23 protein-coding genes, 1 pseudogene and 1 riboswitch are annotated in these 22,824 nt (G+C 49.9%); of the genes and pseudogenes, 4 read left to right on the top strand and 20 right to left on the bottom strand.

The genetic code is table 11. The annotated features are described in order from the left end of the window. Window positions 1-7 precede the first annotated feature (7 nt). On the bottom strand, window positions 8-1,435 hold the full coding sequence (locus DP119_RS05695; RefSeq protein WP_112231630.1) for a RecQ family ATP-dependent DNA helicase: 1,428 nt from the start codon (window positions 1,433-1,435) through the stop codon (window positions 8-10). Next, window positions 1,432-2,457 carry a YpbB family protein gene (locus tag DP119_RS05690; RefSeq protein WP_112231628.1) on the bottom strand — a complete coding sequence of 342 codons (1,026 nt, stop codon included), beginning with the start codon at window positions 2,455-2,457 and terminating at the stop codon, window positions 1,432-1,434. Before DP119_RS05690 ends, DP119_RS05695 begins: the two co-directional genes overlap by 4 nt. 106 nt (window positions 2,458-2,563) lie before the next feature. Here DP119_RS05690 and DP119_RS05685 point away from each other — a divergent pair, with 106 nt between their 5' ends. Further along, window positions 2,564-2,815, top strand: a complete 252-nt coding sequence (locus DP119_RS05685) for a ferredoxin (RefSeq protein ID WP_068869317.1) — start codon at window positions 2,564-2,566, stop codon at window positions 2,813-2,815. 57 nt (window positions 2,816-2,872) lie between these two features. Here DP119_RS05685 and DP119_RS05680 read toward each other — a convergent pair whose 3' ends face one another. The 11 genes from DP119_RS05680 to DP119_RS05630 form a co-directional block, all read right to left on the bottom strand. Beyond that, window positions 2,873-3,454, bottom strand: a complete 582-nt coding sequence (locus DP119_RS05680; RefSeq protein ID WP_112231626.1) for an ECF transporter S component — start codon at window positions 3,452-3,454, stop codon at window positions 2,873-2,875. 145 nt (window positions 3,455-3,599) lie between these two features. Beyond that, window positions 3,600-3,735: riboswitch (FMN riboswitch) on the bottom strand. 77 nt (window positions 3,736-3,812) lie between these two features. After that, window positions 3,813-4,988 (bottom strand): hypothetical protein, encoded by a 1,176-nt coding sequence (locus tag DP119_RS05675; protein ID WP_112231624.1) that lies wholly within the window; start codon window positions 4,986-4,988, stop codon window positions 3,813-3,815. Further along, window positions 4,978-5,511: an RNA polymerase sigma factor SigX gene (sigX, locus tag DP119_RS05670; protein WP_112231622.1), complete on the bottom strand. Its 534-nt coding sequence runs from the start codon at window positions 5,509-5,511 to the stop codon at window positions 4,978-4,980. The genes DP119_RS05675 and sigX overlap by 11 nt, the downstream gene beginning before the upstream one ends. A gap of 46 nt (window positions 5,512-5,557) precedes the next feature. Beyond that, complete coding sequence (locus DP119_RS05665) at window positions 5,558-7,336, bottom strand: ATP-binding protein (protein WP_112231620.1); 1,779 nt, start codon at window positions 7,334-7,336, stop codon at window positions 5,558-5,560. Beyond that, the gene (locus DP119_RS05660; protein ID WP_112231618.1) at window positions 7,329-8,045 is read right to left on the bottom strand and encodes a response regulator transcription factor; all 717 of its coding nucleotides are present in this window, start codon (window positions 8,043-8,045) and stop codon (window positions 7,329-7,331) included. The genes DP119_RS05665 and DP119_RS05660 overlap by 8 nt, the downstream gene beginning before the upstream one ends. A gap of 101 nt (window positions 8,046-8,146) precedes the next feature. Beyond that, window positions 8,147-9,331: a c-type cytochrome biogenesis protein CcsB gene (gene ccsB / locus DP119_RS05655; RefSeq protein WP_112231615.1), complete on the bottom strand. Its 1,185-nt coding sequence runs from the start codon at window positions 9,329-9,331 to the stop codon at window positions 8,147-8,149. Beyond that, window positions 9,328-10,980: a cytochrome c biogenesis ResB family protein gene (locus DP119_RS05650; protein ID WP_112231613.1), complete on the bottom strand. Its 1,653-nt coding sequence runs from the start codon at window positions 10,978-10,980 to the stop codon at window positions 9,328-9,330. Before DP119_RS05650 ends, ccsB begins: the two co-directional genes overlap by 4 nt. Before the next feature lie 13 nt (window positions 10,981-10,993). Next, complete coding sequence (gene resA, locus DP119_RS05645) at window positions 10,994-11,545, bottom strand: thiol-disulfide oxidoreductase ResA (protein WP_101190472.1); 552 nt, start codon at window positions 11,543-11,545, stop codon at window positions 10,994-10,996. Between the two features lie 89 nt (window positions 11,546-11,634). Then, window positions 11,635-12,366 (bottom strand): pseudouridine synthase, encoded by a 732-nt coding sequence (locus DP119_RS05640; RefSeq protein ID WP_112231611.1) that lies wholly within the window; start codon window positions 12,364-12,366, stop codon window positions 11,635-11,637. A gap of 164 nt (window positions 12,367-12,530) precedes the next feature. After that, window positions 12,531-13,121 (bottom strand): SMC-Scp complex subunit ScpB, encoded by a 591-nt coding sequence (gene scpB / locus DP119_RS05635; RefSeq protein ID WP_112231609.1) that lies wholly within the window; start codon window positions 13,119-13,121, stop codon window positions 12,531-12,533. Continuing rightward, window positions 13,093-13,863, bottom strand: coding sequence for a segregation/condensation protein A (locus DP119_RS05630; RefSeq protein ID WP_112231607.1), 771 nt, complete (start codon window positions 13,861-13,863; stop codon window positions 13,093-13,095). The genes scpB and DP119_RS05630 overlap by 29 nt, the downstream gene beginning before the upstream one ends. A gap of 62 nt (window positions 13,864-13,925) precedes the next feature. On the opposite strand from DP119_RS05630, the gene DP119_RS05625 reads away from it, so the two are divergent. Next, window positions 13,926-14,426, top strand: coding sequence for a DUF309 domain-containing protein (locus DP119_RS05625; RefSeq protein ID WP_112231605.1), 501 nt, complete (start codon window positions 13,926-13,928; stop codon window positions 14,424-14,426). Window positions 14,427-14,429: 3 nt separating this feature from the next. Here DP119_RS05625 and DP119_RS05620 read toward each other — a convergent pair. The 7 genes and pseudogenes from DP119_RS05620 to DP119_RS05590 all read right to left on the bottom strand — a co-directional run bounded on the left by DP119_RS05620 (window position 14,430) and on the right by DP119_RS05590 (window position 21,026). Continuing rightward, window positions 14,430-14,790 (bottom strand): annotated as a pseudogene (locus DP119_RS05620) (GNAT family N-acetyltransferase). A 181-nt stretch (window positions 14,791-14,971) separates the two neighbouring features. Continuing rightward, window positions 14,972-16,294 carry a diaminopimelate decarboxylase gene (gene lysA, locus DP119_RS05615; RefSeq protein ID WP_112231603.1) on the bottom strand — a complete coding sequence of 441 codons (1,323 nt, stop codon included), beginning with the start codon at window positions 16,292-16,294 and terminating at the stop codon, window positions 14,972-14,974. Window positions 16,295-16,357: 63 nt separating this feature from the next. After that, window positions 16,358-17,662 carry a pyrimidine-nucleoside phosphorylase gene (locus tag DP119_RS05610; RefSeq protein WP_112231601.1) on the bottom strand — a complete coding sequence of 435 codons (1,305 nt, stop codon included), beginning with the start codon at window positions 17,660-17,662 and terminating at the stop codon, window positions 16,358-16,360. A 17-nt stretch (window positions 17,663-17,679) separates the two neighbouring features. Next, complete coding sequence (deoB, locus tag DP119_RS05605) at window positions 17,680-18,864, bottom strand: phosphopentomutase (protein ID WP_112231598.1); 1,185 nt, start codon at window positions 18,862-18,864, stop codon at window positions 17,680-17,682. Between the two features lie 68 nt (window positions 18,865-18,932). Continuing rightward, window positions 18,933-19,835 (bottom strand): site-specific tyrosine recombinase XerD, encoded by a 903-nt coding sequence (gene xerD, locus DP119_RS05600; RefSeq protein ID WP_112231596.1) that lies wholly within the window; start codon window positions 19,833-19,835, stop codon window positions 18,933-18,935. Between the two features lie 67 nt (window positions 19,836-19,902). After that, on the bottom strand, window positions 19,903-20,370 hold the full coding sequence (gene fur, locus DP119_RS05595) for a ferric iron uptake transcriptional regulator (RefSeq protein ID WP_112231594.1): 468 nt from the start codon (window positions 20,368-20,370) through the stop codon (window positions 19,903-19,905). 104 nt (window positions 20,371-20,474) lie between these two features. Further along, complete coding sequence (locus DP119_RS05590) at window positions 20,475-21,026, bottom strand: NUDIX hydrolase (RefSeq protein WP_112231592.1); 552 nt, start codon at window positions 21,024-21,026, stop codon at window positions 20,475-20,477. 80 nt (window positions 21,027-21,106) lie between these two features. Between DP119_RS05590 and DP119_RS05585 the strand changes: the two genes are divergently transcribed. Continuing rightward, window positions 21,107-22,009, top strand: coding sequence for an aldo/keto reductase (locus tag DP119_RS05585; RefSeq protein ID WP_112231590.1), 903 nt, complete (start codon window positions 21,107-21,109; stop codon window positions 22,007-22,009). 350 nt (window positions 22,010-22,359) lie between these two features. Further along, the gene (locus tag DP119_RS05580) at window positions 22,360-22,779 is read left to right on the top strand and encodes a hypothetical protein (RefSeq protein WP_112231588.1); all 420 of its coding nucleotides are present in this window, start codon (window positions 22,360-22,362) and stop codon (window positions 22,777-22,779) included. Window positions 22,780-22,824 lie beyond the last annotated feature (45 nt).

Here is a 22,824-nt window from a genome sequence, read left to right as displayed (position 1 = left end):
GAGATTTTCATATAGGAAGAAGGACCTTCAAGCGCTCTTTCCAGGACCCTTGCGGTGCTGCTTTCACTGCGTTTCGATCACTTTGGAACTGGCTGTGGTCGATTCCATGGAAACTGCAGCAATTTGGCGGTATCTCAGGGTTTTCTTGGTCAAAGCTCATGCTTATATACTGCCGGATGCAGCCAGTTGAATGTATCAGGCCGCGGACAGAGGCGGCTTGATGCTGTTTCTCTTTTTTCAATTGCTCGATCTGGTTCAAAGTGCCTTCAAGGGGGAGTCGCTCACGCCAATAGGATATGATGCGATACGCGGTTTCCCTTATCATTCCCTGCTCAATCAATTGTTTCGCTTCTTCGCCACGCTCATAGATCAGTTCGATTTCATGGGGGCTTGGCAAATCATCCATGAGCAAACTTTCCACGAGCCGCTCGTCGCCTGCGGCATACAATAAAGTCGCAAGTGAAGGCAAAGAATCCCGGCCGGCACGCCCGACTTCCTGGACATATCCTTCTATTGAAGAAGGCAATTGGAAATGGATGACGTGGCGGATATCGGGAATATGGACCCCCATGCCGAACGCATTGGTCGCGCACACCCATTCCAGCTCCTTATTGGCAAATTGCTGCTGCACAAAAATGCGGTCCTGCTGCTCCATCCCGCCGTGATAAAACGCCGCACGAATGCCGATGCCAAGAAGCCGCTCCGCCAGTTCCTGGGATTTCCGGCGTGTTCCGGCGTAAATGATCCCCGGCCCTCCATATGTTGACACCAAGCGCAATAATTCATCCAATTTTTCGCTGTCATTGTCGAATTTCCGGATATCATAGCTAAGGTTCTTGCGGTCCATCGGATGGGAGTAGACGAAGGGATCGCTCAATTTTAAATACCGCTTGATTTCATCCGTTACTTTATCGGTCGCCGTTGCGGTCAGCGCCAATGTTTGCGGATTGCCGAGCAGCGGCAGGATTTCTGCGATGCGCAAGTAATCCGGTCGGAAATCGAAGCCCCATTGAGAAATGCAATGCGCTTCGTCCGCAACGAGCAGCGATATGCCGAGAGCTTTTAGTTTGCTGAGTACATAAGGCTGTACGAGCATCTCGGGTGAAACGAAGATGAATTTATAACTGCCGAGCGTATTCCACACCCTTTCGCGATCTTCCGGTTTCATGAAGGAATTGATGGCAACAACCGATTTCTCCCCCATCTTCTTCAATTGGGCGACTTGGTCTTGCATCAAGGATAAAAGGGGTGAGACGATGACGATCGCGCCCGGCAGCACTTTACCGGGCAGCTGATAACAAAGCGATTTCCCCATGCCGGTCGGCAGCAATGCCAACACATCGCGCCCTGAAAGCACTTGCTCGATCACTTGTTGCTGGCCGGGGCGGAATTCCGTGTATCCATAAGAGTCGTATAACAGCTTCTCAAGGTTCATTTGCCGGCACCTCTCATCGCCAACGCCAGCCGGATCTGGAAATAGCTGGCTTCGGGCAAACGTTCTTTAATATCGCGCAGGCGCATCGTCTTCATCTCCTTGCTGATTTGATGTATTGATGCAAATAACTGATCATCCATAAACGGCGCAGAGCTGAAGGCTGGATCATTCATTGCCATTTCCACGAAATGATCCTCGATCGTGCTGGACTTCAGCTGCCTGAGTTCGGCAATTTGCTGGAGTGAAAATCCGCGTTCGGACAGGTTTTGCGTCCGCTTCGCCGATTCTGTCAAGGCGGATTGCTGGATGATGCCTTCAAGCATCTCCGACAGCAAGGGATACTCCATGCTTTCGAGCATATCCAGCCAAGCATGCAATGTTTCGACTGCCGCAATTTTCGCATCGATCGGCAAGACGCCATGCTCCATGGCTAATTGATCCCAGGTGTGGCCGCCGACACCGAATCCCGATAACCGCTCCACGAGGATCTCCTTGTGCGTTTCGGATATTTTCGCTGCAGCCAGACTGGTTTCGACTTGGTTGCTAAAAGCCTCCTGGACAGCGGCAGAGCGGAAATCGATGCGGTTCAAATAAGCCTTGGCCCATGCCTGCACCGTTTCATCGGTGACGACTGGGTCAAAGCGTTTATGGCCTTGCATAAAATTTGACATCGTCTGGACCACCAAGGATATACGTGCGAAGAACCGGCTTTCATTGCCCCTGTACTTCCAGCCGTTCAACGGCGTAGGCGGAATCTCCAGCTCGATGGCAGAGCGATGGAGCTGGACAGTATTTTCATCCGGTATTAGTAATCCTCTTGCCTCGAGCCTTTCGATGGACGATAGATAGTCTTGCTTGTCCAGCTTAGGGAACACGGCAAAATAAGGATGGAGCCCGAAATAGCCGATGTCTTGAATGGTTTGTCCCGATTTCTTTCCTTTAATTAAATGATAAGGGGAAGACACGGTCCGTTGACCGTCAACCGCTTTCATGATTGCTAAAACGACTTCATCGAATCGCACTGAATTACCCTCCCGGCGGTTTTGGGTTGAAAAAACCTCAAAATATCTATAGAATAAACACGATAGTATAACTGAACTTGTTCGGAGATAAAGGAGAGGAACTGGAATGGCTAAATATACCATTGTTGATAAGGATACGTGTATCGCATGCGGAGCTTGCGGAGCAGCGGCACCAGACATTTACGATTATGATGATGAGGGCATCGCCTTCGTTATTCTTGATGATAACACGGGGACTGAACAAGTGCCAGATGAGCTGATGGAGGATATGGAAGACGCATTTGAAGGATGCCCAACCGATTCCATTAAAGTTGCAGACGAGCCATTTGAAGGGGATCCACTTAAATACGAAGACTGACCAAATTTTGGTCAATAGAAAAAGCGGCCGGAAGAATCATCTTCCAGCCGCTTCTTTTTATGATAAATAATAGGAACGTTGTTTTTCGATCCAGGTATGCATGCTGCCGAAGATCAATAAGACGACGGTGGTAAGCGCCAAGCCTTTGATCAAGTTGAACGGCAAGATCCCGAGAACGATAGTCGCATACAATGCGTTCCCTGTCTGTTCAGGCATGTTCAGGAAATACGTGTACATCGGCAAAAAGACGAAATAATTAAGCAGGCTCATGCCGATTGCCATCGAGAAGGTCCCGACGACCAAACCGAAGGCGATTCCTTTTTTAGTGGAAACTTTGCGGTAGATTGCATAGACCGGCAAAATGAACAATAGGCTCGTCGCGAAGTTCGCCATATGCCCTACAGGAACGCCAGTCGGGCTTCCTGAAAAAACCCAGTCCAAGACATTTTTAAAGAATGCTACCAAGACGCCTGCTATTGGCCCCATCGTGATTGCTGCGATCAGCGCAGGCACGTCACTGAAATCCACTTTCAGAAATGCCGGTAATGCCGGCAGCGGGAAATTGAAAAGCATCAACACAAATGAGATGCTGCTCAGCATACCGATGACGATCATCGATTGCAATTTCTTGTTCTTCATGTTCCTCTCTCCTTGTCGTGATTCACCAGAAGAAAGGTTCGGAACGCATGCTGCCATAAAAAATCCCTTAAGCAAGTTTCACTTAAGGGAGAGTCAGGCACACTGAAATAAACGGTCTGCCATAAAAAACGGCATGCGTCCGCACCTTCACCTTCTCCCATCCAGACTATACTGTCGGCTTTGGAATCTCACCAAATCCTGCTTTTTACGGCTCGCGGGCTGATGGACCATTATGTCCAATTACCGCCGGTAGGGAATTGCACCCTGCCCCGAAGATGAATCGATATTTTTTTATACAAGTTAATCTTATAAAAAAATGACAGCAATGTAAACCATACTGCTTACATTGCTGTCATTTTTATTTTTCCGGCCAGTCGATCCGGTTGGGCGAAAGCGGCAGTTCCAGTTCGCCGGAGAAGTCGAAGCCCGACCATTCCGTTTGCACAGTATTGGATACGGTCAGCGATGCACCGTAGGAATGGGCAGTGAGCGCCATGCTTTCGAGCATGCGCATCGCCTCCGTTCCATCCATCGCCTCGAAGTCCAATGGCTCCTCGAATGTCAAGATGGCGGCTGCCCCTTCCGCTTCGACACTATAACTGACCTCTTCCGGCACCGGTGAACGGTAATCGTCGTTCGGCGGTTGAGGAAGCGCCATCAACGCCTCCTGCACGTTCCCCGCTGACATGCCGTAAGCGGGGGCCATATACCAATCGCCTGTCGATGATTCGATCAAATAGAAACTTTGCCCTTGTTCACCGGGGACGATTGGTTCAACTGTCCCGACATGGGATAATTGGGCTGTCTCGCCATCTTCAGTCAATACCCGGATTTCCTGCAGATCCATGAACGTTTCCTCTAAACTATTCAGATACAGCAAAGTGGAAGACGAACCTTGATCATAGGAATGGCCGTCCGGCAGGAAATGGCTGATCGTCGAACCGACTTGCTGAAGCTCGCCTTCATAAGGGTGGTACTCATCAAAGCCCAGTCCGGATTCGTCGATCTGCCCGGCGAAATTTTCATACAGCCCAAGACTGTCCGGCTCTGCCGTACCGGCCAGCTGTTTAGGTACGACAAAACTTGCCGGCACCACATAGCCTTGATAAGCGAGCCCGATGCGCAAAATATGGGCATCTTCCAAATCACTCTCATAGACCGCTGTCCGCAGTGTTTCCGGTTCTTCTACGGCTAAGCTAGCCTCCCCGCCGGATTCAGCTCCTGGCCCTTCCGGCGGTTCTGCTTGTTCCGTCGGTGCCTCATCTGTTGCCATTGTCGACTCCGCTTCACTGCTTTCACTCTCGCTGCTTGAGTCGGTTCCATTCTGCTGCAGCAAAGAGGCGACGAGCACCGTAATGCTCAGGAATGCGACTATGGCAACAAGCAACGGCAGCCAGCGCTTTGGCTGCTTAGGCATCCGCTCTTTTCTGGAAAGCTTTTTATAGACTTCGGCTTTTGGCCGCCTGTCTTGTATTTTGGGGAAATCCCGTAACAAATTTTCGATTTCTTCATCGTTCCATTTGTCATTCGGCATATTCTCCTCCCCCTTCTGCTTCTAGTAATTTTTGGCGGAGGGACCGGATCGCCCGGTGCTGTGTCGTTTTGACTTTGCCTTCCGACCACTCCAGGACTTCGGCAGTTTCCGCAATGGAGAGATCTTGGAAATAACGCATGATGATGACGAGCTTCTGGTCGCCTGTACAGAAATCGAGCATTCGGTACAAGCGGATCTTGTCTTCATTGAGCAACGAAACTTCTTCCGGAATCCGTTCGGTCGACACCAATTGCTGGGTTTCCCAGTCGAAGAAATCCATCGAATGCTTTTTCCTCACTGCGGCCTTGCGGAAATGGTCGATTGCGACATTTTTAGCGATCGAGAAGAGCCATGTTTTTTCTGAACTCTTTCCCTGGAAACGGTCATAAGCGCGCAGCACCCTTACATATACTTCATGCATCAGATCTTCTGCCACATGACGGTCCTTCACTAAATACACTAAAAACTGAAAGACATCCTGATGGTATTGATCGTATAGCCGATGAAACACGGAGTCATTCACGCAGCTCCCCCCGTTCCTTGGATTAGTCGTCGCGACAGCAGAAAAGTTACATCGCCTTCAACGGCAATGTGAAGATAAACGACGTGCCTTCGCCGAATTTACTTTCGGCACGGATTTCTCCCGAATGCGCTTTGATGATATTACTGGCAATCGCAAGACCGAGCCCAGTGCCGCCCTTACCGAGCGTTCTTGCCTTGTCGGCTTTATAGAAGCGCTCAAAAACAAATTCCAGGTCTTTCTCCGAAATTCCGGCGCCGGTGTCGTTGATCGAAACTTTTGCGCAGTCTCCCATGTTTTCGACATGCACAAGCACTTGCCCTCCCTGGGGGGTATGGCGAAGCGCATTATCGATCAAATTCGTCATGACCTGTTCGATGCGGTCTTCATCCAGTTCGGCAGCCGCCCAGTCATCGAGTTCAGTCGTGAAGCTCAGCTCGATGCCTTTTTCTTTCGCCGCTTGGCTGAATTTCAAGGTCATCCGCTCGATGGCATTATTGAATTGCACCAATTCCTTATAGAGGCGCATATGGCCAGATTCCAACCGCGCCAAGTTCAACAGGTCAGTGACGAGCCGTCCCATGCGCTGGGATTCCTCATAGATGATCTTGGTCATTTCGTTGCGCTCTTCTTCACTTGCGCCGACGTCATCGAGCAAAGCTTCGCTATAGCCCTGCAGCATAGCGATCGGCGTCCGCAGTTCATGGGATACATTGGCGATGAAATCTTCACGCAGCTTCTCGAGACGGTGCTGTTCGGTCATATTATGGAGTACGGCCACCGCTCCGCGTACGCTTTCGCCACTATAAAGCGGGCTGAAATTGACCGCATAATAAGCCCCTTCAATTTCAAGTTCTTCCTCGATTTCCTCCTGGAACGTCAGGACATGGTCGAGCATATGGAGCATTTCCGATGGCAATGCATTGGCATCGGTCGTCCCGTCTTTAAAGAGCCATTGCCGGAGCAGCTTTTCTGCCGGCGGATTGCTCAACAGGATCGTCTTGTCCTGATTGAAGGTGATTACGGCATCCGCCATCGAGGTCAAGATGCTCGATAATTGTTCTTTTTCCTGATTGATCACTTCGAGATGATGTTTCAGCTGGCGGCCCATCTGGTTAAAGGCAATCGCCAATTGGCCGATTTCATCTCCCGAAGAGACTTTCACTTTCGTGTCGAAATTCCCTTTCGCCAATTCAAATGCCCCTTCACGCATATTGCGCAGCGGGGAAGTGATGCGAGTCGACAGGAAAAACGCAAAAAACGTCGTCAGTAATAAAGCGATGAATGCGGACAGGAAAACGATGTTGGTCGTCCTTTCAGCCGTGCGGTCCATCACTTCCAATGACTGGTAAATGAAAACCGTCCCGTGAAGTTCATCACTCGTCTGAAGGGGCGAAGCCATGACTATATACGATTCCATCCGGTCTGCTTCCGATAAGGAAGGCAACAGCATTTCTTTCGTTACGGTTTCATCGCTTTCGAACACTTTTTGGAATTCATTTTCGCTGACAATCTTTTCCCTTATTTCCTCCCCATTCAACCCATCGTGCAAATAATAGGAGATTTCCCCCGGTTCTTCAGCGATGACTGCATTGGTTTCTGGTCCTAACACTTCGTCAACGATGGACAAATTGCCTTCCCCGGAGTGGTCATTGAAGATCCGGGCTATCATATTCGCCTCATTGTGAAGCGCTTCTTCTACCGTCTCGCTATGGAAATTACCCAGAAACTCCAACAGCAGCACCGTCACGATAAACAGGACAAAGGAAACGAGAAGCAAAATGGTTACCCACAGCTTCCCGACGATGCTATTCCATATTCTATTCATTGCCGACCTCGAATTTGTATCCGACACCCCATACGGTGACGATCATTTTAGCGGCGGATTCCGACACGCGGTTCAATTTTTCACGCAAGCGTTTGACGTGGGTATCCACGGTACGCAAATCGCCGAAAAAGTCATAATGCCATACTTCTTTGAGCAGATGCTCCCGGTCGAACACCTTGTCCGGGGATTTGGCCAGGAAATACAGAAGTTCATATTCTTTCGGGGTCAGGTTCACTTCCACGCCGTCTGCCGTTACGCGGTGCGCGTCGTGGTCGATCGTCAGATGCGGAAACACGACCAAGTCTTTCGAGACAGTCGAACTCGTAGAAGGCGAATACGCAGATGAGCGGCGTAAAATCGCTTTCACGCGCAACACCACTTCCCGCGGGCTGAATGGCTTGACGATATAATCATCCGCCCCGGATTCGAACCCTTCCACACGGTTCGCTTCCTCGCCTTTAGCCGTCAGCATGATGATCGGCGTCATTTTCGTCTCACGAAGTTCAGTTGCCACTTCGATGCCGTCTTTTTCAGGCATCATGAGATCGAGCAGGATGCAATGGTAATCCGTCTCCATCGCTTTTTCCAATGCTTCCACGCCGTTTTCAGCTTCTTCGACTATATATCCTTCACGCTCGAGATACATCTTCAACAGGCGGCGGATCCTCTCTTCATCATCCACTACAAGAATTGTAATTTCTTCAGACATCCTAATCCCTCCAACTTTCGTCTCTATACCTTTCATTGTACCGATAAGGGTTCCAAAAATAAACGAAAAGCCTTTTCCGTGAAAGGAAAAGGCTTTCGGCGTCAAGCGTATGAATGCAGTCCGGCAATAATCAAGTTGACTGCCACCAAGTTGAACATGATGATGACAAAACCGATGACCGCAAGCCAAGCAGACTTTTCGCCTGCCCAGCCTCTGCCAAGCCGCAAGTGCAAATACGCTGCGTAGAACAAGAATGTAACGAGCGCCCATACTTCTTTCGGGTCCCAGCCCCAGAAGCGCGACCATGCGATTTGCGCCCAGATCATGGCGAAGATCAAAGCCCCTAGAGAGAAAATGGGGAAGCCGATGATGATCGACCGGTAATTGATTTCATCCATGAGCTGCAGATTGACGTTTTTCGTAAACGGCTGCAGCATTTCGGAAATCCGTTTGCGGAAGACCAGCCGGATCAATGCGTACAGCACGGTCCCGACCATGACCGACCAGAACACGGTCGTCAATTTTCCGGCGTGGACAATCGGCGGCATTTCCACTAGCGGCGTAAACGCCCCGTCTGTCATTGCTTCGAATTCGTTCATGCCGAATATTGCCGGCATATTGTAAGTGATTTCTGAAGGTTGGCCGTCTTTATTGACATAAGCGAAATCCGCCTCATAATTCGTCAAGGTAAAGAATGTGCTGGTCACCACAAAACCAAGGACCAGGACGAGCGAATACATGATGGCTTCGAGCCAGAAGCGCTGCTTCGTTTTTTTCTTTTGATCGACGACTTTGAGCAGATAAATCAAACCTGCCGCCGCACTGATCGCAAGAATCCCTTCCGCGACGACGACCGTGATGACATGGATTGCCAGCCAATTCGTCTGAAGCGCTGGAATCAGCGGGCTCACTTCACTCGGGAACATGCTTGCATAAGCAATGATCAATAACGCGATCGGCAAGACGATCATCCCGAGCACTGCGGTTTTATATAATGCATAGATGATAATGAATCCGCCGACAAGCGTCATTCCGAATGCTGTCGTGAATTCGAACATATTACTGATCGGCGCATGGCCAGTGACCATCCACCGCGTGATGAAATAGCCTAATTGCGCAAGGAAGCCGATGACCGTAATGGTGATGGCAACTTTGCCCCAGCGCTGTTCAGATTTGTAGGTGCCTTTTTTATTGCCTTTAACGGCCCCACCGAATACAAATGTCGCGATCAGGTAGGCGATGAAGGCAGCGTATAATAGATTGGAACTGATATCGGCTAGTGTCATGTCAATTGTTCACCTTCCCCTTTCTCCTGTGCTTCCATGTCTTCCTGTTGGTCGCGATATGCCGGAAGAGAAGCGTGTTCAGTCACCTGGTCCAGGTCTTTCTTAAGTCCGAACCAGTTCTTGTTTGTATGGCCCGCAAGCAAGATGCTGCCATCTGCCTGCTGCTGGATCCAGAAGCGGCGGTGGTTGAAGTACATGCCTTGTGCCACGCCGATCATGAAGATCAAGCCCCCGAGCCCGAGTATCGGCAAGGTGCGGTCTTTTCGCACCGTCAAGCCTGACGCATCACGGGTTTCGACCCCCTGGAAGGCAAGTTTGTATTCGTTATCGCCGAGTGGTTCGACGGTGTTCTGGATGGTGATGAAACTCGTTTCGCCATCCGGTGTATCCGGAGTCGTCATTTTCACGAGGAAGCCGGGATTTTTCGGCAGCGGTGTCGCTGTTTGCGGTTCACCGTTTTCAAAACCTGAAAAATCAGGATAGTAGCCGAGCAATTCCACAACCGAGCCGTCTTCAAGTTCGTAAGTGGTTTCCGGATTTACCAAATCGATCGTCAAGTCTCCGCGGCTTTCACCTGTTTCCTTATTCTGAAGCGCAAAACTCATCGTTTTTAGCTCGTCCTGCTGGAAATCCATCTGATATAAAGCGTAGCCATCGAATTTGAACGGCTGGTTGACGCGGATGGCGTGTTCTTCAACCACTTCCATATCGGCTGTATCGCCTGGCAATGCACCCTCAGGAATTTTGTAGAGCACGACATCCGTCTGGTAATTTTTCGCTACCGTTCCGACGCGGTCGATCGCTTCACCGAATTTCTCTTCTTCGCCTTCACCTGTGTAGGTTTCCAAAGTAAACCCCTTGCTCTCTAGCACATAGCCGGGGGCATCCGGGATCGCACGCGTCTCGCCTTCACGGATCCACAGCGTTTCGTCGACATAGAAACCAGGCATCATGCGCAGCATGACCCCGAATAGGAAAATGATCAACCCGATGTGGTTAATATAAGGGCCCCACCGCGAAAAACGGCCTTTTTCAGCAAGCAAGCCGTTTTTATCGGTCGACACCTTATATTTCAATTCGGCTAATTTCTCTTCTGCTTTTTTGAGCGTATCCGCTTCCCCCGGGCCTTCCGCCAGGATGCGCTGTTTGCGCATGAAGCTGGAGTGGCGCAGCACCCGCTGGTTTTTCAATGATTTATAGAGCGGCACAAATCGGTCAAGGCTCGCGATGATCAGCGAGATTGCCAGCATACCGACAAGCCCGATAAACCAGAAGGAATTATATAGGTCATGGAAGCCAAGCGCATGATACACAGTCCCGACAGATCCGTAAATATCGGTATAATAAGCTTCGATGTCCGCATCCGTCGCGGCGGGCACATATTGTTTCTGAGGCAGGATCGTTCCGACAGCGGCTGCGACCAATAAGACGACGATGATTCCGACGCCTATTTTAACGCTGGAAAAGAAATTCCAAATTTTGTCGATAATCGATTTGTTATACGTCTGGGAACGCCTTGCCGTTCCTTCATAGCGCATGTCTGCCAACTTTTTACTTTGTTCTTGTTCATTGAGCGGCCGGCCGCACGATTCACAGAGAATTGTGCCTGGCGGGTTTTCATGGCCGCATTTGCAAATCAATTTGTCCATCCCAAAAATCTCCTTATTCAGGTTTGATTTCTTCCATAAAACCTGCGATATCCTGCTCTGTCATTTCACCGGTCACGATGCGCTGGATTTCGCCTTGCGGATTCACCAGCATGGTCGTTGGAAGCGGACGGATATTATATGCAGTCATGACGCTTTTATCGCGGTCGATGACAATCGGGAAATTGAGGCCGTATTGACGCGCGAACGTCTCTACTTCAAAATTCGATTGCGCAATATTCACCGCAAGGATCTGGACGCCTTGATCTTCATATACTTCGTACTGGTTAGCCATTGCGGGCATTTCCTTGATGCACGGTTCACACCATGTGCCCCAGAAATTCAGGAACACGCCCTGTCCTTTGTAATCGGATAGCTTATGGGTTTCCCCGTCAAGATCCGTCAAGGTGAAATCCGGTGCCGGGTCTCCCACTTTCAGCACTTCCACTTCATCGGCTGTCACACTATTGTAGATCGTGTAACCGATGGCCGCGACCAATAGCAGCAAAATAACGGAGCGCATGATCGTCCGGTTTTTCTTCTTGTTTCTTTTTTTCTCCGTACTCATAAAGATCCTCCTTCGAAGGATTGGATGCACATCAATTATAGCAAAGTTTCAAAGGGCGCCTGACTACAGTTTTGAAGGGTTTGTGAACGTTAGCGCCGTTTGCCTGTATCCGCAAGCACGCGCAATTGCTTCACTTCGTGAGGGCTTAGCTCTCTCGATTCGCCGGCATTCAAGCTATGCAATGTCAAGAAGGCGAATTGTTCACGGCTCAGTTTCTGTACTGGAAAGCCAATCGCTTCGAACATCCGGCGGACTTGCCGGTTGCGGCCTTCGTGGATCGTAATCTGGACAATCGCTTTTGCGGACTTCGCATCGGCTGATAATAATTTCACTTTCGCCGGCGCAGTCATGCCGTCTTCCAGTTTGATCCCCCGCTCCAGCTTCTGGAGGTCTTCCTTGGATGGAATGCCTTTCAGGCGCGCCACGTAGGTCTTGTCGATTTCGAATTTCGGGTGCGTCAAACTATTGGCGAATTCGCCGTCGTTTGTCAATAGCAATAAGCCTGATGTATCATAGTCGAGCCGCCCGACAGGATAGATCCGCTCTTCGACGTTCGGGAAGAAATCCGTCACGACCTTGCGGTTCTTGTCATCTGACACTGCCGAAATGACACCGCGAGGCTTGTATAGAAGGAAGTATACTTTGCGTTCTTTTTCCATCTGGACGCCTTCCACTTCGATTTTATCGGACGGTGTCACTTTGACACCCAACTCCTTGACGGTCTTTCCGTTCACTTTCACTTTTCCATCCAGAATCATTTGTTCTGCTTTGCGCCTAGATGCAATTCCTGCATGCGCCATCACTTTCTGCAATCTTTCCATTTCCTGTTCACCCCATCTGTTTAAATACCGGCTGCATAGGCGGCCGATTCACGTTCTTCGCGGTCTTTCTAACCGGAATTATGGCATAATTCCGGTGAAAGAGAAAGCGCATCGCTCAAAAGAAAAGAAGACTGTTGATGCGTCCCAGTCTTCCCAGTAAGCTCCTATGCATTTACTTCTTCTTTGAAGGCTTCTTGGAATTTCGTCATGAAGAGATCGGTGTCTTCTTCGGGTTCTTCAGCCATCTCTTCAGGCAGCGGAGGCAGTTCCTCCAAGTTCTTTAGTCCGAAATAATTGAGGAATTCGCCGGTCGTGCCATACAAGATGGCACGGCCCGTCCCTTCAGCGCGCCCGCATTCCTGAATCAAGCCTTTGGCAGCGAGAGTGGCCAGCGCTTTTTCGCTTTTCACGCCGCGCAAATCCTCCAGCTCGACCCTGGTGATCGGTTGTTTATACGCCACGATCGCCAGCACTTCAAGCGAAGCTTGCGACAATGATTGAGGAGTGGGATTCTCTACCAGCTTCTGGATGGTTTCCGCCATTTCCGGCTTGGTCACCAATTGATAAACGCCTGCCAGTTCTTTCAGCGTCACTCCTGCCGATTCATCGTTATATCGCGTTTTCAATTCCGCCAGCGCCTGCTCCACTTGTTGCGCGTCTGCTTCCGTCAAAAACTGCAATTGGCTGAAACTCATGCCGTCATCTCCTGTGACAAAAAGCAATGCTTCAATTTGGGCCAATAGGTTCTTCTTCATCTTGCCACGTTTCCTTTCTCAGTTCCACCGACAATTCGGTGAAATTCTTTTGCTGTTCGACCATAATCACTTGCCGTTTCATCAATTCAAGCAAGGACAAAAACGAAACGACGAGCACCGCTTGGTCATCAGAAGGGAAAAGTTCGGAAAAATTTGCCCGTCCTTTGAATGATTTCAATCGTTCGACCATCGAGCCCATCTGTTCCCTGATGGACACTTCCTGGCGTGCGACACGTGTCGAAAGCGGTGCCCTCAATTGTTTCCGGCGCAGCATCTTCTGGAATGCCCCGAGCATGTCGTAGGCATTGGCATCATAATCCATGGCATCAGGCTGCTGGAGTTCCGATAGATCAGCAGGCGCTTTTGAATAAAGCACCGCCCGCTCATTTTCCAGTTTTTTTAGTTCGCCGGCCGCCTCCTTGTATTTCTTGTACTCGATCAGCCGCGACACCAACTCATCGCGGGGGTCTTCTTCATCGAATTCATAATCGACTTCATCGATTTCCCCTTCATGTACCGGCAGCAGCGTTTTGCTCTTGATTGCCAGCAAGGTCGCCGCCATCACCAAGTATTCGCTCGCTTCATTAAGTTCGAGCACTTGCATTGCACGGATATGCTCCATATACTGTGTAGTGATTTGTGAAACGGGTATATCGTAAATATCGATTTCCAAACGATGGATTAAATGCAATAATAAATCAAGCGGGCCTTCAAAGGCATCCACTTTCACTTCATAAGACATGCGACTACCACCTGACTGTTCATATTCGTGCTATAACTGATTATAAAAGAAAGGAGATCGAAATGCATCCGCTTAACCATCCCTTATTCCTTCAGTACATCATTCACTTCAATGATGAAAAAGATTATTTCGAATGCCATGAAGTCGGCGAAGAGTATTGGAAGCAAATAGCACCGAGAGACAAGACACATCCGTTGACCGGATGGATCCAATTGGCGGTGGGCATGTACCATTGGCGCCGCAGCAATTATCCGGGTGCGCTCCGTTCGCTTATCCGGGCCAAACCGAAACTAGCCGAGGCGGGCATTTGGACCGAAGGCTTCGACCATCAGCAACTGACCCGGCTCCTGAACGAATCGATACAGGGAGTCACCGACCGCGAACCATTCGAACACCGCGACCTTCCGCTCTTGCCGGGAGACCTGATCCAAGCGATCGAAGAACGCAGACAGCAGTATCTTGCCCCTGCACATGATGAATATTATCTGATGCATAAGCACCGGCTGCGCGACCGAAGCGAAATCATTGCGCTCCGGCAACAGAAAAAAAGGCGGAACCTTTAAGAATTAAAGGCCGCCTTTTTTTACTGGGCATTTATTCAGGAAAGCTTCGGTTTCATCTGTAGCCCGCATTTCCCGGTGCTGCATCATATCTTGAATCTTGTCGATCATCTGATGGCCGATCCCATCGCCCCGATGGGATGGATTCACTGATACATGATGGATGGTGTAATGATCATCTGCGACTTCCACACCTAACAATCCGACAAAATCATCCTCTTTTTTTCCAGAGGAACAATTGCCATTCCGGATTTTCCTCGTAGATGTGCATGGTCTGCTGCAGCTTTTTCAGTTCGCGCTCTTTGGGCATGAAAGACAACAAGCCCATGGCGATCTTTTCAAATGATTTTTTGTATCTGTATAACATAATTGATCCCTCATTTTCATCTTAAAAGCAGCTCTACCCATACTACTATAAACGCCACAATAACTCAAGTTTATGCCAGGTCAGCCGCCCGTGACATTGTCCGCAAAGAACAGCCAATAGGCGATGCCCCAGGCGAACGCCATCACCAGGACGAACAGGAACAGCATGATGTTCTGTTTTCTCAACGCTTAGCCCCCTCCTGCATATACCCCACTTCATTTTTGATCAAGTCTTCAAAGCTTTCCCGCCGGATGACGAGCTGATGCTTGCCGCCTTCCGCAAAAACGACTGCCGGGCGGGTGATCCGGTTGTAATTGCTCGCCATGGAATAGCCGTAGGCGCCGGTGCAGAAAACAGCCAGGATATCCCCGGCAGTAACTTCCGGCAACTCGGCTTCTTCGATAAGCTTGTCGCCGGATTCACAGCATTTCCCTGCAATCGTATACACTTGCCCTGCCTGTTCTTGGGCACGGTTAGCGAGCAATGAACTGTATTTCGCGCCGTACAGTGCAGGGCGGATATTGTCGGACATTCCGCCGTCGACCGCTGCATAGCGCCGTGTATCCGGCACATCTTTTGTCGAGCCGACCGTGTAAAGCGTCGTGCCAGCGTCGCCGATCAATGAACGGCCCGGCTCGATCCAAATCTCCGGGACTGGGAACCCGGCCCCTTCGGATGCCGTTTTGACCGTACGGATCATGTCTTTCACATACACCGCAGGTTCAAGCGGAGCATCTTCTTCTGTATAGCGGATGCCGAAGCCTCCGCCCAAATTCAGCACAGTGCATGTATAGGAATGGTTCTGCTGCCAGGCAGCCATTTTCAGCAACAGCTTTTCGGAAGCCATCTGGAACGCGGCAGTATCGAAAATCTGCGACCCGATATGGCAATGGAGGCCAATCAAATCGAGGAATTCATGGGCATGGGTTTCCTCGAAAGCGCGATCTGCTTGGCCATTGTTCAAATCGAACCCGAATTTTGAATCTTCCTGGCCGGTCGTGATGTAATCATGCGTATGGGCTTCAATGCCCGGCGTGACACGAAGCAGGATCTTCATTCTCTGCTGGCGCCGTTCCGCCGTTTTTTTCAATAAATCAATTTCGTGGAAATTATCGACGACGATGCAGCCGATTTCTTCATCGAAAGCCATGTCGATTTCCGCTTGGCTCTTGTTATTGCCATGGAAGTGGATTTTCTCTTTCGGGTACCCGCTTTGGATCGCCGTGTAAAGTTCGCCGCCGGACACGACATCGAGCGACAGCCCTTCTTGTGCCGCGACTTGGTAGATGGCGATGCCGGAGAAAGCTTTGCTGGCATAAGCGACTTGATAACCGACTTGTTCGTTTTGGAAGGTTTGCTGGAACGCTTGTGCGCGTTCGCGGAATAATGCGATGTCATAGACAAAAAGCGGCGTGCCATATTGTGCTGCAAGGTCTACCGTGTCTACTCCCCCGATCGTCAAATGGCCTTTCTCGTTGATTGATTGTGTCCCGTATAGATGCATGTCGACTCCCCCTGGGCTATGTAAAGTAAAAATCCTGCCGGGCCTGGACCCAGCAAGATTCGTTTAATCGGTGATCAAAGCGGAGACGAGTTGAATCGGTTCAACCGGCTCGTTTGAATACTCGATACTATTGTATAACATTTCCTGGCATTCTGCGAGGTCTTGTGTGTTGGAATAGATGGTGGCCAAGGCTTCGCCTTTTTTGACGAAATCGCCGACTTTCTTGTGCAGCACCAAGCCGACCGACAGATCGATGACCGAATCCTTCGCTGCGCGGCCCGCGCCGAGCACCATGGCAGCTGTCCCGATTTCATCAGCTTCCATAAAGGAAATATAGCCGTCTTGCTTTGCAGGAAGTTCGGTGACGAATTGCGCTTGCGGCAATAGCGTGGGATCATCCACCACAGCTGGATTGCCGCCCTGGTCTTCGATCAATTGGCGGAAAGCTTGTAATGCAGAGTCGTCTTTGATGACGCTTTCTAGCATGGCGCGCGCTTCTTCCAAAGTTCCTGCTTTGCCGCCGACAACGACCATCTGGCTGCCGAGCGCGAGGCATAGCTCCGTCAGATCTTCCGGGCCTTTTCCTTGCAGCGTTTCAATCGCTTCCTTCACTTCCAGCGCATTGCCGATCGCATATCCGAGCGGCTGGCTCATATCCGAAATGATGGCCATCGTTTTGCGACCTGTTGCATTGCCGATACCGACCATGGCGTGCGCCAGTTTCTTTGCATCTTCTTCGGTTTTCATGAATGCGCCTTCGCCTGTTTTCACGTCAAGGACGATAGCATCTGCTCCGGCTGCGATTTTCTTGCTCATGATCGAACTGGCGATGAGCGGGATGCTGTTGACAGTAGCTGTTACATCACGCAAGGAATACATTTTCTTATCAGCAGGCGTCAAATTGCCGCTCTGGCCGATTACCGCCAATTTGTGTTCATTGACTTGGCGGATGAAATCCTGTGTAGACAGCTCCACATGGAAACCGTCGATCGCTTCGAGCTTGTCGATCGTCCCGCCGGTGTGGCCAAGTCCTCTGCCGCTCATTTTCGCGACCGGCACACCGCATGCAGCAACAAGGGGCCCGAGCACCAAAGTTGTCGTGTCGCCGACGCCTCCTGTTGAATGCTTGTCCACTTTGATGCCTTCGATATCAGACAAATCGATCTGGTCGCCTGATTCCACCATCGCCATGGTCAAATCTGCCCGTTCACGCTCACTCATATCCCGGAAAAACACCGCCATCAAGAATGAGCTCATCTGATAATCGGCGATTTCGCCCTCCGTATAACCAGAGACGATAAAACGGATTTCTTCTGTGGACAGCTCATGGCCGTCCCGTTTCTTTTCGATCAAATCCACCATTCTCATCGATCATTACCGCCTTTTCAGTTTAGTTTCGATAAAAAGCTTGTGCCGAATTTTGGCAGTTCACACGCAAAATTATCGGCAATGGTCGCGCCGATATCCGCAAATGTCGGCCCTGTCCCAAGATCGCCTCCGCCGTTGAAACGAGGGGAAAACGCAAGGAGCGGTACATATTCACGCGTATGGTCCGTGCCCGGGAATGTCGGGTCGTTCCCGTGGTCTGCTGTAATGAGCAGCAAATCGTCTTCGCGCAAGCCTTGCAGCACTTCCGGCAGGCGCTCATCGAACGCTTCCAGTGCTTGTGCATAGCCTTCCGGGTCTCTGCGGTGCCCGAAAAGCGCATCGAAGTCGACGAGATTCAAAAAGCTCAGGCCAGTGAAGTCTTTCTCTACGACCTGAATAAGTTTGTCCATGCCGTCTGCGTTATCCGCTGTTCTTAAGGCTTCCGTCACACCGGCGCCGTTGTAGATATCGTTGATTTTGCCGATCGCAATGACGTCTTTGCCGGCGTCTTCGAGTTCATTCATGACGGTCCGGTCAAACGGCGTCAAGGCATAATCGTGGCGGTTGGACGTGCGCTTGAACGCGCCTGGTTCGCCAAGGAATGGGCGTGCAATGACGCGCCCGACCAAGAATTCCGGGTCCAGTGTCAATTCACGTGCCGTTTCGCAGATCCGGTACAGCTCCTCTAGCGGAATCACTTCTTCGTGCGCGGCAATTTGCAGAACCGGGTCAGCGGACGTATAGACAATCAACGCGCCCGTTTCCATGTGCTCCTGGCCGAGTTCATCGAGGATCTCAGTACCGCTTGCCGGTTTATTGCCGATGACTTTTCGGCCTGTCGCCTGTTCAAGCTTATCGATCAATTCTTGCGGGAAGCCTTCCGGATATACTTTGAACGGTGTATCGATATTAAGGCCCATGATTTCCCAGTGCCCTGTCATCGTATCTTTTCCGACAGATGCCTCCTGCAAACGGCCGAAATGGGCGGCTGGCGTTCCTTGTGCCTCGAGCCCTTTGACCGGAACGATATTGGCAAGTCCCAGTTTTTCCATATTCGGCATCTTGAGTCCGCCGACGGATTGCGCAATATGGCCGAGCGTATCCGCGCCTTTGTCGCCAAACGCTTCAGCATCGGGCGCTTCGCCGATGCCAACAGAATCCAAAACGATTAAATGTATACGAGTAAACGGTTTCATTGTCATGTAAGTTCCTCCTTATTTGCCCTTTTATTCTATCACAAGAATCACCCACGTCGGAAGTCAGACCTCTATCATGCGCGAGGATGAAATTGCGAATATACGTCTTTTAAACGCGTTTTGCTGACATGGGTGTAGATCTGGGTCGTCGAAATATCGGCGTGTCCTAGCATTTCCTGTACGGCACGCAGGTCTGCCCCATTTTCAATCAAATGGGTCGCAAATGAATGGCGCAATGTGTGAGGCGTCAATTCTTTCTGGATGCCCGCTTTTTGTGCATGCTGTTTCAACAATTTCCAAAAACCTTGTCGTGTTAAACGTTTGCCGCGCTGGTTGATGAACAGGGCATCCGTTTTCTCGGAAGGGTCTCTCAAGGCGAGACGTCCTGATTCGATGTATTCGCGGTTCGCTTCAAGTGCAGCCCTGCCGAGCGGGATGATCCGTTCCTTACCGCCTTTTCCTATGCACCGGACGAAGCCCATCGTCAAATGGACATCTTCCATGTCCAAGTTAATGCATTCACTGACCCGCATGCCGCTCGCATAAAGCAATTCCAGCATGGCCCGGTCTCGCAGCCCGCTGGCTTTTGACGTATCCGGCGAATTCAGTAACGCATCGATTTCTTCTATAGATAAGATGTTGGGCAGCTTCTTGTCCATTTGAGGCATTTCCAGATGGACGGTCGGATCCGAATCGCTGCGTTTTTCCCGGATCAAAAATTGGTGGAAACTGCGGATCGAGGAAATATGCCTTGCCACTGTGCGCGAAGTTTTCGCCATTTCCTGCAGATGGCGCAGATGATTCAAGATATGTACGCGCTCGATGTCCCCCAGCCGATTCAATTGCTCGACTTCACTCATATACTGTATGTAAACCTTTAAGTCGCGTTCATATGAAGTCAGCGTATTATCAGCCAGCTGCCTTTCCACACGGAGAAAATGCAAATAATCATCAAGTGCATCTTTTGCATCCTTCATTTAATCTCCTCCTTTTCATCCTTTGCTATATGAAGATGAAAAAAGACGGCCTTTTGCAGGCCGTCTTTTATGCGTCTTTTTCCGGCTTTTCAGCACCCGAATCATTGCAGCGCCAGCAAATGCCATGAAAGGTCAGACGGTGGTCTTTGATCTGGAAGTTCCAGCGCTTTTCCACGACTGCTTCGACATCTTCAAGCAAATCTTCCTGTATTTCATCCACAGCCCCGCACTCCAGGCAGACAAGATGGTGATGAAAGTGTGCTGCGCCTTCCTGACGCAAATCATAACGGGAAACGCCATCCCCAAAATTTATTTTATCGACAATTTTCAATTCGGTCAGAAGTTCCAACGTACGGTATACCGTAGCCAAGCCGATTTCCGGTGCGATGTCTTTGACCAAAAGATAGACATCTTCAGCACTCAGATGGTCTTCTTCATGATCCAATAATATCCGTACCGTTGCTTCACGCTGTGGCGTCAGCTTATAACTCGCAGCGTGTAATTGCTTTTTTATACGATCTATCCTTGTTTCCATGCGACGCCCTCCCTCAAACTGTATTCATTATATCAAAAGGGCGTTCTCGATTACAACAATCGATGCCGTTTATTATTTAGAATCATTATTATCTAGTAATTGGATTAATTCTTATCTGACAAGTAGTCTTTGACCCATTGCACCGCATATGCTGTTTTCGCATCGTAGATCCGTTCGTTCCTGATCAACCCTTCCGCTTCTTCCACCGTCACTTCCAGCAATTCCACGAATTCATCATCGTCCGTCACGGCGCCGTTCTCCGCACGATGCAATCCGCTTGCAAAAAACACGTGCACCACTTCATCTGCAAAGCCGGGAGATGTCGAAAAACTGATCACTTTCTCGAGCTTGTCCGCTGAATAGCCTGTTTCTTCTTCCAACTCACGCATGGCGGTATAATCAGGCGCTTCACCAGGTTCCAGCTTCCCCGCCGGGATTTCGACCAGTGAGCGTTCGAGCGCTTTGCGGTATTGTTCGACCATGATGATTTTCTTTTCCTCTGTCAATGCGATGACAGCCACTGCTCCCGGGTGTTCGATCAATTCGCGCTTCGATTGTTTGCCATTTGGCAGCGTTACATCGTCAACTTTCAAATTGATGACCTTGCCTTCATACAATCGTTCGCTATGGAGTGTTTTTTCTTCAAATTTCTTCATGCTGGCCCTCATTTCATTTGTAGTTTCAATACCGCAAAGTATACCATAGAGGAAACAAAATTTTACAATGAGGTGAAATGATGAAATACAATACACTCGGAACTAGCGGATTCAAGGTCAGTGAAATCGCACTCGGCTGCATGTCACTGCCGGAAGACCCGAAACAAGCAAAGGCCATTATCGATGAAGCGATGGGCAATGGCGTCACTTATTTCGATACGGCTGACTTCTACGGCAAAGGAAAGAACGAGGAAATCGTCGGCGATGCACTCGGCAATCGCCGCAAAGACATCATCCTTGCAAGCAAGGTGGGGAATGAATGGTCCGAGGAATCAGATGAAGTGAAATGGAATCCCTCAAAAGCTTATATCAAAGAACAAATCCACCATTCGCTGCGCCGGCTCAAAACCGATTATTTAGACCTGTATCAGCTTCACGGCGGGATGATCTCCGATAACTCTGAAGAAACGATCGAAGCGTTCGAGGACTTGAAAAAGGAGGGCTTGATCCGTGCATACGGGATCTCATCCATCCGGCCGAATGTCATCCGGCGCTATTTGAAAAACAGCGAGATTGCCTCCATCATGATGCAATACAGCCTTCTCGACCGGCGTCCAGAGGAATTCCTGCCGGAAATCGGCAAAACTGGCCGCTCCGTCTTGGCACGCGGCAGCCTGGCAAAAGGCTTGCTGACGGCGGAAGGGCTTAATCGCGCCGAAAAGATGGGCGACTATCTGCAGTATGGCCAAGACCAGTTAATGGCGACGCTAAAGCAGCTGGTTGACATCCATGACAATGTCCATGCACTCGCTTTGCATTCGGTGCTTTCAAACGAAACTGTCTCAGCTGCGGTCACCGGCGCGAGCAGCCTTGGACAATTGCGCGAAACGCTGCAGGCTTATCAGCAGCCTGTCAGTGCACAACAGATTGAAGAAGCCAACAAAGCGACGCGGCAAGACCGCTATGAACAGCACCGCGATTAAACCCTTTCTTCATTAAGAACGGCGTCCCGCCTTATACGGGGCGTTTTTTTTCAGCCTTTCAACGCATCTTTTCAGGGCACGGAATTCCGCTAGGGACCTTTGTACCTTTTTTCGCCGTCAAACTCTTTGCAGTAAATCCGATTGGCCGGTTCAATGCATATGAACCCCTTGTGCGTTGCGGTTCTTCTCTATTTTCACTTCTTGTTTTGAAGAAATTACCCCGTTTTTCAACGACAGATTTAATTTACCGAAAAGGACTTTTGCAGGTTTGAAAGAATGTCCAGAAGTGAATATACTGATTACGACTGAAATTTTCAAACCTTAATTTCAAGAAATCGGGGGCGTGCAAAATGATGAATTTTTATTTGACCCAATCCAAAAAATCTTATCAGTCAGCAGACGGAGATGCCATTTCGATGCATTCATACCTCGTTGTTGAATCTGTGACAAGATCCCTTGGACAGGAGTTTAAAAATCATAAGCTGGCCTGGGAAGCAGAAGACCACTGGCTGCTTGCAGACGCCCCGGAAAAAATCATCCATATGCCGAATGGGTACCAGCGTTTTGAAATCTCAGAGCCGGTCTTCGCTTCTTTGCGCTTACTGGCTGAAACCCAGCCGAAAGAGCTTCACACGTTGACGCCTTTTTCCAGAAAACGCACTTCCGAAACATTCATAGAGCAGCAGCAAGCTGAGGCACGGAAGGAATTTCACCTTAACGACGTAGCCAAAAGCTTAAAACAGATGTTCAAGGACATCATGACGGTCTAACACATCTGCAATATAAAAAAGACAGGGAACATAAAATGTTCCCTG

It is taken from the genome of Planococcus maitriensis, from assembly GCF_003289925.1.
GTDB lineage: Bacteria > Bacillota > Bacilli > Bacillales_A > Planococcaceae > Planococcus > Planococcus maitriensis.
The sequence above is the reverse complement of the archived record's forward strand: the minus strand, read 5'-3'. Positions and strand labels throughout refer to the sequence as shown.